Source organism: Actinomadura soli (assembly GCF_005889715.1).
Classification (GTDB): Bacteria; Actinomycetota; Actinomycetes; order Streptosporangiales; family Streptosporangiaceae; genus Spirillospora; species Spirillospora soli.
This window is the reverse complement of the sequence record NZ_VCKW01000246.1, coordinates 1-12,440: the sequence shown is the minus strand read 5'-3', so window position 1 is coordinate 12,440 and position 12,440 is coordinate 1. Positions and strand designations below refer to the sequence as shown.

At 70.7% G+C, this 12,440-nt stretch carries 8 protein-coding genes; 5 read left to right on the top strand and 3 right to left on the bottom strand.

The window, feature by feature from the left end; all coding sequences use genetic code 11:
* Positions 1–61 precede the first annotated feature (61 nt).
* The 5 genes from ETD83_RS33035 to ETD83_RS33015 are packed head-to-tail and all read left to right on the top strand — an operon-like array spanning position 62 to position 7,098.
* Positions 62–3,304, top strand: coding sequence for a non-ribosomal peptide synthetase (locus ETD83_RS33035; protein WP_171064572.1), 3,243 nt, complete (start codon positions 62–64; stop codon positions 3,302–3,304).
* Positions 3,305–3,331: 27 nt separating this feature from the next.
* Positions 3,332–4,519, top strand: a complete 1,188-nt coding sequence (locus ETD83_RS33030; RefSeq protein WP_138649133.1) for an FAD-dependent monooxygenase — start codon at positions 3,332–3,334, stop codon at positions 4,517–4,519.
* Positions 4,506–5,657 carry an acyl-CoA dehydrogenase family protein gene (locus tag ETD83_RS33025; RefSeq protein ID WP_138649132.1) on the top strand — a complete coding sequence of 384 codons (1,152 nt, stop codon included), beginning with the start codon at positions 4,506–4,508 and terminating at the stop codon, positions 5,655–5,657. The genes ETD83_RS33030 and ETD83_RS33025 overlap by 14 nt, the downstream gene beginning before the upstream one ends.
* Positions 5,654–6,352, top strand: coding sequence for a thioesterase II family protein (locus ETD83_RS33020; RefSeq protein ID WP_138649131.1), 699 nt, complete (start codon positions 5,654–5,656; stop codon positions 6,350–6,352). Before ETD83_RS33025 ends, ETD83_RS33020 begins: the two co-directional genes overlap by 4 nt.
* Before the next feature lie 5 nt (positions 6,353–6,357).
* Positions 6,358–7,098 (top strand): HAD family hydrolase, encoded by a 741-nt coding sequence (locus tag ETD83_RS33015; RefSeq protein WP_138649130.1) that lies wholly within the window; start codon positions 6,358–6,360, stop codon positions 7,096–7,098.
* A gap of 80 nt (positions 7,099–7,178) precedes the next feature.
* Here ETD83_RS33015 and ETD83_RS33010 read toward each other — a convergent pair whose 3' ends face one another.
* The 3 genes from ETD83_RS33010 to ETD83_RS33000 form a co-directional block, all read right to left on the bottom strand.
* The gene (locus tag ETD83_RS33010; RefSeq protein ID WP_230421348.1) at positions 7,179–9,044 is read right to left on the bottom strand and encodes an ABC transporter ATP-binding protein; all 1,866 of its coding nucleotides are present in this window, start codon (positions 9,042–9,044) and stop codon (positions 7,179–7,181) included.
* A 148-nt stretch (positions 9,045–9,192) separates the two neighbouring features.
* Positions 9,193–9,999 (bottom strand): 2OG-Fe(II) oxygenase family protein, encoded by an 807-nt coding sequence (locus tag ETD83_RS33005; protein ID WP_138649129.1) that lies wholly within the window; start codon positions 9,997–9,999, stop codon positions 9,193–9,195.
* A 42-nt stretch (positions 10,000–10,041) separates the two neighbouring features.
* On the bottom strand, positions 10,042–12,159 hold the full coding sequence (locus tag ETD83_RS33000) for a tetratricopeptide repeat protein (RefSeq protein WP_171064571.1): 2,118 nt from the start codon (positions 12,157–12,159) through the stop codon (positions 10,042–10,044).
* Positions 12,160–12,440 lie beyond the last annotated feature (281 nt).

Genomic DNA, 12,440 nt, shown 5'->3' with positions numbered 1-12,440 from the left:
CCTCCCAACCCCGCCCGCCGACCCAACGACCCGCCGACCGCTGACGAAAGAAGGGGTTCCCTTGCGCGCCCTCCGCGACATCGAGGACATCTACGAACTCTCCCCGATCCAGGCCGGGCTCCTCTACGAGCTGACCCGCGGCGCGAACACCGGGATCTACGTCGAGCAGGTGAGCGTCACGCTCGCGGGCGAGCTGGACACCGCGCTCTTCGCCCGGGCCTGGCAGCGCGTGGCCGACCGGCACCCGATCCTGCGCACCGGCTTCCGCTGGCGGCGCGGCGGCTCACCGCTCCAGGTCGTCCACCGCCGGGCCGGGCTCGGGATCGAGCAGCTCGATTGGCGGGACGTCCCGGACGACGCCTGGCAGGCGCGCTACCAGGAATGGCTGGACGCCGACCGGATGCGCCCGTTCGACCTCGCGCGGCCGCCGCTGATGCGCGCCTCGCTGATCCGGCGCGCCGACGACACCTGGGTGTTCGCGTGGCGGTTCAGCCACCTGATCATGGACGGCTGGTCGTTCGGCATCGCCATCGCGGACTTCCTGGACGGGTACCGCGCGCTCCACCGGGGCACCGCGCCCCTGGCCCCGCCGACCCGTCCCTACCGCGACTACGTCGCCTGGTGGCGCGACCATCCCGCCGACGCCGACACGGCCGGATTCTGGCGCGAGGCCCTCGACGGGTTCGAGCATGGCGACCCGCTGGGCCAGGGCGGCGGGACCGTCCCGCCGGGGGAGGCGACGCACCACTTCGTCCACCTCACCCTGCCCGGCCTGGCCGAGCGGATCCAGCGGGCCGCGCGGGAGCATCGCCTCACCGCCGCGACCATCGTGCAGGGCGCGTGGAGCGTCGTCCTGGCACGGCATCTCGGCACGGACGAGGTGGTGACCGGCAGCACCACCGCCCACCGGCCGCGCGACCTCACCGGGGCCGCCGGCATCCTCGGCCCGCTGATCGTGACGCTCCCGGCCCGCTGCCGGATCGACCCGGCGCGCCCGGCGGTCGACTGGCTGCGCGACCTCCAGGCCGGGCAGGCCCGCGCCCGCGAGCGGGACCGCGTGCCGCTGGTGGAGATCCAGCGGCTGGCGGGCTGGGACGCCTCGCCCATCGAGAGCAACGTCGCGTTCGAGAACGCGCCGCTGCCGGAGGTGGCGCTGGACGACATCGGGCTCAGGGTCCTCGGATACGCCTACGACGGCCGTCCCCACTTCCCCCTGACCCTGGTGATCCTGCCCGGCGACGACATGCCGCTGCGCCTGGTCTACGACCGCCGCCGGTTCGACCGGCCCGCCGCCGACCTGCTCGTCCGGCACCTGAGGACGCTGCTGGAGTCGTTCGCCGCCGCCCCCGGGACACCGCTCGGCGAGCTGCCGATGACGACCGCCGAGGAGCGGCGCGTCCTCGACGCGGACGCGGAAGGGGACCTCGCAGAGCCCGTGGCCGACACCGTCCTCGGCCGGCTCGCCGAGCAGATCGCCCGCGACCCCGGCGCGGTGGCGGTGAGCGGCGGCTCCGACCGGCTGACCTACCGGGAGCTGGACCGGCGGGCCGGCCTGATCGGCGGCCGGCTCGCCGCGCTCGGCGCCGGACCGGGCCGCCTGGTCGCCCTCGGCCTGCGCCGGTCCACCGACCTGATCGCGGGAATGGTCGGCGCGCTGCGCACCGGCGCCGCCTACCTCCCGCTCGACCTGGCCGCCCCGCCGGACCGGCTCGCCTACCTGGTGGAGGACGCCGGGGCCGACCTGGTGCTCACGGAGAAGGACCTGCTGCCGGCCCTCCCCGAGCCTGCCCGGCGCCTGCCCGCGGTCTGCCTGGAAGACGAGCCCGCCGCCGAGCCGGTCCCGGTGACCGGCGCCCTCCCCGCCCCCGACGACCGGATGTACGTGCTCTACACCTCGGGCTCCACCGGACGGCCGAAGGGAGTGCCGATCCTGCACCGGGACGTGGCCCAGTTCATGTCGGCCGTCATGCCCGAAATGGACGCCGGTCCGGACGACGTCTGGACGATGTTCCACCCCTACGGCTTCGACCTGTCGGTGTTCGAGATCTGGGGCGCGCTGACCACCGGGGCGCGGCTGCACGTGATGACCGAGGCGGAGGTGCACTCGCCGGAGGCGCAGTGCGAACTCATCGAGGCCGAGGGCGTCACCGTGCTCAACCAGACCCCGTCCGCGTTCGACCTGCTGGCCGAGGCGGACGGGCTCCGGCACGCCGGCGGCCGCGCCGCGCCGTGCCCGCTGCGGTACGTGGTGTTCGGCGGGGAAAGGCTGGATCCCGTCCGGCTGCGCCCCTGGGCCCGGCGCCACGGCGTCGCCGCGCCGCGGCTGGTGAACGCCTACGGCATCACCGAGACCACGATCATCAGCATGTGGTACGAGCTGACCGAGCACGACGTGTTCACCCGCGGCGGCAGCCCCATCGGCCGGGCACTGCGCCACCAGCGGGCGCTGGTGGCGGACGGCACCGGCCGCCAGGTCCCCCTCGGCTGCGTCGGAGAGGTCCACGTCTGCGGCCGGTCGATCAGCGCCGGCTACCTCGGCCGCCCCGATCTCACCGCCGAACGGTTCGCGCCCGATCCCGCGGGCGGGACCCGGTACCGGACCGGCGACCTCGCCAGGCGGCGCGCCGACGGCGTGCTGGAGTTCCTCGGCCGCAACGACGACCAGGTCAAGATCCGGGGATTCCGGGTGGAGCCGGGCGAGGTCGAGGCCGTGCTCGCGGAACAGGCTGGGGTGACGGGCGCGGCCGTGGTCGCGCGGCCGGGCCCGGACGGTGCCGCGCGCCTGGTCGCCTATGTCGTCGCCACCCCGGACACCGTCGCCGGACTGGGGGAGCGGATGCGTGCCCGCCTGCCGTCCTACCTCGTGCCCTCGGCGTTCGTCCCGGTCGGGGAGCTGCCCCGTAACCCCAACGGCAAGGTCGACCGGCGTGCGCTGCCCGACCCCGGGCGGGACGGTGCGCGGACCGTCCCGCGCACCGAGCCGCGCACGCCGACCGAGCGCGGGGTCGCCGCGGTGGTCGCCGAGGTGCTGGGCGCGAAGGAGATCGGCGTCCTGGACGACCTCGCCGGCCACGGCCTGCACTCGCTGGGCGCGATGCGCATCGCGATGCGGCTGCGCGCCGAATGGCGGGTCGAGGTGCCGCTGGCGCTGACCCGCCAGGACGTGACCGTGGCGTCCCTGGCGGAGCTGATCGACCGGGAACCGGCCGCGCCGGACGCCACCGGCGCGCCCCCCACCGGCCCACCACTCACCGACCCGGAACTCACCGGCTCGCCGCTCAGCGATCCGCAACTCACCGGCTGACGTCCACCGACCGAAAGGAGAAGGAACGTGACACGGACACGGATCGTCATCGCCGGCGCGGGCATCGGCGGGCTGACCGCCGCCGCGGCCCTCGGCGGCGACCACGACATCGAGATCTACGAGCGCGCCGACGCGGTGCGCGGCCTCACCGGATCCGGCCTCACCATCTGGGGCAACGCGGTGGCCGCGCTCGGGCGGATCGGCCTCGGAGAGACCGTCCAGGAGCTCGGCGCGCCGCTGGAGAGCCAGCTCGTCGTCACCGAGACGGGCGGCCCGCTCAGCGAGTCCCCGATCGGGCGGCTGCAGCGCGAGCACGCCGACATGGGAGTCGGCGCCCGCCGCCAGGCGCTGCTCGACATGCTGCTGCGCGCGGCCGGGCCCGAGCGGGTCCGCTACCGGCGCCGCGTCACCGGCTACCGCGAGACGCCGGAGGGCGTCACCGTCCTGCTCGACGGCGGGGCCGAGGTCCACGCCGACATCCTGATCGGGGCGGACGGCCTGCGCTCGGTGGTCCGCGGGCAGCTGCTCGGCGACGGCGATCCCGAGCCGCTGAAGCACATGGTGTGGCGCGGGATCAGCGACAGCGCCGCGCACTATCCCGTGGGGACCGTCCTCATGGTGTACGGGCGCCAGGCCACGAGGATGGTGGCCTGGGCCGTGGACGACGACAGCGTCTGCTGGTCGATCGCACGCAACGGCGCCCCCGCGCGCAACTCCCTTTCCGCGAACGACCTCAAGGACCAGCTCCGCACGTTCATCCGCGGCTTCCCCGAGGCCAACCAGCACATCCTGGAGAGCACACCGCCCGAGCGGCTGCTGCGCAGCGACCTGTTCGCGCGCCGGCGGCTCGACCGCCTGGTGGCCGGGCGGGTGGCGCTGCTCGGCGACGCGGGCCACGCGATGCCGACCGTCTTCGGTCAAGGCGCCTGCATGGCGATCGAGGACGCCGTCGTCCTCGCCGACTCCCTGGCCGCCGAGGGGCCGGAGGCCGGGTTGAAGGAGTACGAGCGGCGGCGCATGCCCCGGCTCAGGTGGGTCCGCGAGCAGGTGTTCAAGGTGAGTCAGTTCCAGGAATGGGAGAGCCCGCTGCTGGTCACGATGCGCAACACCGTCATGCGCACCATGCCCGCGTCCCGGCAGGAGGCCATGTGGCGGACCATGTTCTCGTTCGACGTGGGACGTCCGGCCGGGGAACGAGCCGATGCCGCCGGCTGAGACCGCGTGGCGCGACCGGGTCCGCGCGTTCGCCGAGGACACCGTCGCCCCGCTGGTGGACGACATGGACCACAAGGGCCGGCTCGACGACGGGCTGGTCGCCGCGCTGTTCGCCGAAGGGCTGATGAGCGTCGAGACGCCCCTCCGCTACGGCGGGCAGGGCCTGACCTTCCTGGACGCGGTGGCGGCCGTCGAGGAGGTCGCCCGGATCTGCCCGGGCGTCGCCGTCGCCGTGGACGTCCACAACATCCTGGTGACCGGTGCGATCCTGCGCGACGGCGACGGCGACCAGCGGCGCCGCTACCTGCCGAGGCTCGCGGGCTCGGTCATGGGCGCCTTCGCGCTGTCCGAGGAGGACGCGGGAAGCGACGCGTTCGCGCTCGCCACCGTCGCCGAACCCGACGGCCCGGGGTGGCGGATCACCGGCCGCAAGCGCTGGACCAGCAACGCGCTCGCCGCGGGCCTGTTCCTGGTGTTCGCCCGCACCGGGCAGCGCTCCGTCACCGCGTTCCTGGTCGACCGCGATGCCCCCGGGCTGGCGGTGGCCGAGCCCGCCGACCAGCTCGGCATGCGCGCGGCGCGCACCGCCGACCTCGTGCTGGACGGCGTCCCGGTCCGCGGCGACCAAGCGCTCGGCGGCCCGGGCCGGGGCGAGCTGCTGGCGTTGCGGGCGCTGACGCTCGGACGGGTCGGGATCGCCGCGCAACTGGTCGGCCTGGCGCAGGGCGCGCTGGACGTCGCCGCCCGCTACGTGACCGGACGGCGCCAGTTCGGACGTCCGGTCGCCGAGTTCCAGGGGGTGCGGTTCCCGCTCGCGGAGTCGGCCGCCGAGATCGCCGCGGCCCGCGCCCTCTGCTATCGGGCGGCCGACGCCGTGGCGGGCGGCGCCGTGGCAGGCGGCGCCGCCGAGGCCGAGCAGATCCGGCTGGCGGCCATGGCCAAGTACGTCGCGTCGCAGGCGGCGCAGCGCGCCGCGGTCCGCGCGGTGGACGCCATGGGCGGCAACGGCACGCGGCGCGAGCACCGGGCGGAGAAGTTCTACCGCGACGCCAAGGTCGGCACGATCTACGAGGGGACGTCCAACATCCTGCTGAACGCGATCGCGTCGGAGCTGCTGTGCCCGGGGCGGCCCGCATGAGCCTCCGGCTGTTCTGCGTCCCCTACGCGGGCGGCTCGACGGCCGTCTACCGGGCATGGCGGCCCGCCGTGCCCGGCTGGATGGAGCTGTGCCCGGTCGAGCTGCCCGGCCGAGGCCATCGCATCGCGGAACCACCGCTCGCGACGCTCGACGCCCTGGTCCACGAGATCTGCGCCGCGGTCGCCGCCCGCCCCGGCGGCCGGTACGCGCTGCTCGGGCACAGCCTCGGCGCGCTGCTGGCGTTCGAGGCCGCGCGGGTGCTGCAGGCGCGGGGACTGCCACCGCTGATGCTGGTGGTGTCCGGGCACGGCGCGCCGCACGCGCCGCGGCGCCGCAAACCCATGGCCCACCTGCCCGACGCGGCCTTCCTCACCGAGCTGGTCGCGCTCGGCGGCACGCCGCCCGGCCTGCTGGCCGACGAGGAACTGGCGGCGCTCGTCCTCCCCGCGCTGCGCGCGGACTTCACCGTCGCCGACGCCTACAGGCCCCGCCCCGGCCCGCTCCTCACCTGCCCGATCTCGGTGTTCGGCGGTGCGGACGACAGCCAGGTCCGGCTCACCGACCTGGAGGGCTGGCGGCTGTACACCACCGAATCCTGCGTGGTGCGGGTCCTGCCGGGCGGCCACTTCTTCGTCCACGACATGGCGGAGGACATCCTCCGGCCGCTCCGCGCCCGCGAACCCTCGGCGCGGTGATCGGCATGGCACTCGGCACGGCCTCGGACCTCCCACCCGACGTGCTCTGCGACCTTGGCACGACCACGGGGCTGACCGGGCCCGGCGGAACCGCCGTGCTGTGGGATCTGCCCCGGACACTGGCGCCGCCGACCGGCCTCGTCGCGGCCGCCCACCGCGAGGCGTTCGAGCGCGTCATCGGCCGTCCCCCGAGCACGCCGCCGGATCTCACCCTGGTCACCGATCCCCGGATCGCGGTGCGCCTGCTGACGGCGGAAAGGATGACGGCCGCGCGCGCGGCGAGGATCCTCCCGCGGTTCCTGCCCGAACTGGTCCGCTGCTTCGCCGAGCAGATCGAGCGGTGTCCGCCGTCCCCGCCGCCGCGGCGATTCACCCACCTGCTGGACGCCATCGCGGCCACGGACGGGGTCGTGCAAGGCGTGGTCAGCGGTGCCCTACGGCCCATCACGGCGTTGTGGCTGGAGACCGTCGGGCTGCCGCATCTGATGAGCGACGGCATCGGCGGCTACGGAAGCGACCACGCCAGCCCGGACGCCCTCTGCCGGCTCGCCTGCGCCCGCGCGCGCGACTTTCACGGGCAACGCTCCGAGGTGATCCTGATCAGCGCCTCACCAGGCCGCCTGGCCGCCGGGGCGGCCTGCGGTGCGTCACCCGTCCTCGCCGACCCGCGGCAGCCCTGGCGGCTAGCCCAGACGGTCATGACGGCGCTGCGGACGGCTCGGCCGGGTCCTCGCCCCGGCCGATAGATCTCCACAGCCCGCCCGGTGAGAGGGTCGCCCCCGGGGCGCGCGAGGCCGGTCACGGACCGAGTCGTGCGAGCCGCGTGTCAGCCGGTCGCCGTCTGAGACTCGTGGTCGCGGTGGTTGGTGTTCGCCGTGTCCGGAAGGGCTTCGTCGGTGAGGAAGCCACCGGACTGGTGGTGCCAAAGACGGGCATACGGGCCCTTGGACTGGAGGAGCTCCCGATGGGAGCCCTCTTCAAGGACACGGCCGTGGTCGAGAACGACCAGGCGGTCCATGCGGACGACCGTGCTCAACCGGTGCGCGACGACCACCGCCGTGCGGTCGCGCATCAGGTGCCACAGAGCCTCCTGGACGAGAAGTTCGCTTTCGGAGTCCAGGGCACTGGTCGCCTCGTCCAAGAGCAGGATCGGGGCGTCCCGGAGGATGGCGCGGGCGAGGGCGACGCGCTGCCGCTGCCCGCCGGAGAGCTTGACGCCCCGCTCGCCGACCAGCGTGTCGAACCCGTCCGGAAGGCTCCCGACGAACTCGGTGACATGCGCCGCCCGCGCCGCCTGGCGGATCTCGGTCTCGGTGGCACCCGGCCGGGCGAAGGCGATGTTGTCGTGCACCGACCGGTGGAACATCGCGGGTTCCTGCGGGACGTAGGCGATCAGGCCGCGGAGATCGCTCTGGCGCAACCGTGCGATGTCCTGGCCGCCGACGAGGATCCGGCCGCCGTCGACGTCCATGAGACGCAGCAGCAGCCGGGTGAGGGTGGTCTTCCCGCCACCGGACCGGCCCACCAGGCCGATCTTGGCGCCACTGGGAATCTCCAGGTCCAGCCCCTCGAACAGGGGCGGGCCATGGCCGTGGGCGAAAAGCACCCGCTCGAAGCGGACCGCGGCGTCGGCCGGACGCAGCGGCTGCGGGTCGGGCGGGTCCACGACGGTCGGCGGCATCAGGAGCAGCTCGGTGAACTGCGCGCTCTCGGTGAGCGTGCTCTCCATCCGCCGGTAGATCTGGTTGAACTCGAACATGATCCGTGTCGCGCTGGTGTAGTAGGAGAACGTCACCACGATGGCCTCCACCCCGAGCCCGCCGCGGAGCGCCACCGCGACGAGCAGACCCAGGGCGCTGGTCAGGATCGACATCGGAGCGACGATCGTGTCGACCCGCAGGTTCGCGTAGTCCCAGGAGCGCAGCGACAGGCGGTGCTGCTCGACGATCCGGTCGCGGAACTCGCCGGCCTCCCGCTCCTCAGCGGCGAACGCGCGGACCGTCTCCATGTTGGTCAGCACGTCGGCGACGTGGCCGGACACCCGCACTTTGGCCGCCTCGCGCTCGTCCACCAGCACCTGCCGGCGGCGGATGAACGGCGCGACGAGGAAGCCGCTGATGACGATCAGCCCTAGGAGGACGACGACCAGGAGCGGGTGGTACCGCCACAGGATCACCGAGGCGAAGGACAACGGGATCAGATTGGCCACGACCGAGAAAGTGAGGGTGTCGGCGAAGCTTTCGAAACCGCCGGAGAAGCTCAGTATCCGTTTGGTCAGCGAACCGGCGAAGTTGTCGTGGAAAAAGGCGGCGTCTTTGGCGAGCAGCTCGTCCATGCCGACGATGCCGAGCCATTCGATGCCTCGTCCGTTCGTCCGGTTGAGGAAGTGCAGCCCGACCCGCCACAGCGCCTCGCCCGTCAACATCAGGCCGGCGAAGCCGAGAACGTAGGGCAGGAGCGTGCCGAGGCCGCTTTCCCCGCCGCCGGCCAGATGCCCCACCAGGGCGGCCACCACCAGCGGTGTCAGGTAGAACAGGCAGGTATTCCCGAGCGCCGGCAAGGTCATCGCCGGAACCGAGATACGCCACTGGCGGCGCAGCACATCGCAGTAATAGCGCAAGGCCAGCAGAACCGCCCGCTGGCGGGACGACCGGCCGTCCCTGGAGCCACCCCGTACTCCTAGCACAGCCACCCACCCTCCATGCCGCTGCGCTCCTATGCTGCCTCAGGTGGTCCGGCCATGGCGAACGAATTTCTCGCGTGAGACTCCACGCCCGTGCCAGCCTAAAGGTGCGGCCACCGGCCATTTGGCCGATCGGAGTACGACTGGCTGCCCCCACTCACGGACCGAGGACGAAATCCTTGACGAGACCAAACGTGTCGGTGCCGCTTCGGATGAGTTCCCGGATGTCAATCTCGCGATTCTCGTCATTTACGACAAATGGCTTGATGGGGCCGCGGCTGATATCGAAGGAGGCAAAGTACATGATCGACTTACGTTCAAGATCTCTATGGTTGCGAACCTTGTGGTAGAACGATCGGACCTCACCGCCTGTCATAACCTCCAAGACACTGCCTGGCATGACCAAGACTTCTTCAGGCCCGCATAGAAGAGCAGTGCCGTCCATCTCATGGCATCCTTCCAGCCCCTGGCCGCTCGTCCAGATTACCGTTGCCGCGACTCCGTCCTCATGGCAGGTCTGGAGGAACTCCCTGTCGCTGGCGACGCCAAAGGAGTTGCATTGAAGAACTGAACATTCCTCGAATTTCGGAGCCGCCGCATGGTCATAGTGGTCGCACAGTTCTCGCACCAGGTCGGCGACGATGCGCATCGCCACCCCCTGGCGGTAGGCGTCCAGCGCCTTCAGGAGCCACTGGACTTCCTCGGCATGAGGGATCTTTCGACTGCGGTCAGGGTCCCAATAGATGAACGAATCGTTCATGTCCGGTTGCTGTGGGTCCCCCGCGTGGACGAAACCGGTCGGACGGTACCCTCCGAGAAAGTCATTGGACGCGTAGCGGATCTTGATCCTGTCGTCTGACGCAAAGAATTCGCGTAGTCTCCCATAGAGGTCTGCCAAAAGTGCGGCCTGCTTCGCGTCTAGCCCGGCTCTGGCGTATCCGTCGGAGAAGATCTGGCTCAGCATGATTTTCTCTCCAAGGGCAATGGGGATGCAGCCGGCCCTCGCCTAGACGGCGGCTGCCAGATCAGCGCGAACTGCCCGCGTGAGCGGATGCGCTGTCCCCAACGTGTGCTCGCACGCTGCGAGCGTCTCCTCGAACATGACTACGGCTTGCTCCAGATCCCCCCTGGCGAAATAGGCTTCGGCGAGTTCTTTCGAGCTGACCAGGGTGTGAGGATGGTCTGGTCCCAGTATCCGCCTGCGGTCGGCGAGGGTCCTCTCGAACAGTGCGACGGCCATATCGACCCGCCCTGCTTCCTTCAAGGTGAAGGCGAGATCGTTACGGCTGAGCAGTGTGTGAGGGTGGTCGTCTCCCAGGACCCGTGCCAGGTCGGCCACTGTCTGCTCGAAGAGGCGGACGGCCGTGTCCAACTGGCCGTCGGCTTCAAGAGCGCATGCCAGGGAGGCCATGGTGTACAAGGTGTCCGGATGGTCTTCACCCAGCACGCGCCGCCGGTCGGCTAGCGCCTCCTCGAACAAACTGGTCGCCTTGTTCAGGTTCCCTGCCGTCTTATGAGCGTTCGCTAGGTTATGTCGGCTCGTCATGGTGGCTGGATGCGCGTTTCCGTGCAGCCGCGAATCGGAGTCGAGAGCGCGTTCGAGATAGACGAGAGCCCGCGAGAGCACGCCCTGCGTCCCCAGGAAGACCGCGGTCTCGTTGAGAAGCCGCGTCGAGACCGGTGTATCGGTTTCTCCCGAGGTGCGATCGACGAGTGCATCGATGTGCGGCAGGAGGAGCCGCCATTCAGGCCAGTCGGCGGGGTCGTGAATACCAGTGGGTCTCGCCTGGTCGAGCAACAGGGTGGCGCGGTCGCGGGCGTCGGCCACATCGCCGGGCCGCCGATGTGGATCTATCGGATCGGGCGAACGCGCGACCGTCTGAATCATGGGATGCACACTGATCAGATCACCATCTATGCCGATCATGTTGTAGGCCCTGAGAACACCGAGGGCGTCGGTCACCTCAATGGGCTCCGCGACGGCCATGAGCAGTGAGGTCGGGATGAGTTTGGGCGCCCACCATGCCGTGATGCGCAGGAGTTCGACGGCAAGTGGTGAGGTGCTCGCCAGCTTGTCCAAAGTGATCCGCCAGATGCGCAGCACCGTTCGCTCATCGTCGGAGCCCTGGGCTGTCCGGTCGAACATGAGTTCCGGCCGTTGCATCAGTGAATCGAGGTATACACGCACCGGTATGAGGTCGTTCTGGGACAGGTAGCTCGCGGCCTGCCCGACGGCGAGCGGCAGGCACCCCAGTTCACGACAGAGCTCGGTGACCACCATCTCGTCAGCCGCGCGGCGCGGTGCGACGCGCATCACCAGTTCGGTCGCCTCGTCGTCGGTGAGCACATCCACCGGCAGGACGCGCGCACCCAGCCCGTTCCAGCCCTGAGACAATCGGCTGGTGACAAGCACCCTTCCCTCCCTCAGCCGTTCAAGCAGCGGCATGAGATCGGCGGGGACGCTGACGTCGTCCAGCACGAGAAGCCATCCGGAGTGACAGCTGAGCCAGCTGACGGCCCGTGCCATCAGGGCATCGATCGGCAGGACGTCCCGCAGTTCCGGCTGGAGCTCGACCGCGAGTTCGGCCAGCCCTTCGCGGAGGGCACTCGGGCTGTTCGCGCTGATCCACCACACCGGATTGAACCGATCAACTTGCATGCCGGCGAAACGGGCGGCGAGTGTTGATTTACCAACCCCTCCCAGGCCGTGTACGACCGTCAATACCATTGGCTCGCCCGAGTTCATGATGTCGTCGAGCGTGTCCAGCTCGCTGTTCCGTCCGACGAACTCTGGGCTGATGGGCAGGCATACGAGCCCTGGCCGCGCTGTCGCCTCAGTGACCGGGCGCGCTACGTCGCGTGGAAGGTCACCGGGCCGCGGAAACATGATCGCCTGGGCGAAGTGATCCCACATGGACTCATCGATCTGCGGGAGTTCCGTATCGCGCCGCCGGGAGCCAGGGCCGGAGACCGACGCCAGTACCAGGCCCGATGTCGCGACGAACAGCCCCAGGACACTGGCCAGCTTGTCCGCGGCATCCAATCCGACGGTCACGAAGTAGACGCCGAGCCCCACGACGGCTACCGCGGTAATCGTCGCCCCGACCCCGGCCCATCCCCTCATAACAACCATCATGACTGACCCTTAAGTCTTTCCGCTAGGGAACGGGGAGAGGCATGTCAACAGTGGTGATCTACGTGCAATTGATAGGGCGGGCAGCCAGTCAACATGGGAACATGATTGCGCAGAGCAGAGCCGAAAGCTGGCGGGAAGAAGATCAGTGAGGTTTTCTCAGTGATGATCACTTCCAGATTTTGTTGAGGACAAGGGCGGCACGGGCGATATCGCCGATCCGGCTGGGGCTGAGGGTGATGTGCTGCAGGGCACGCCAGCGTTGTTTGAGT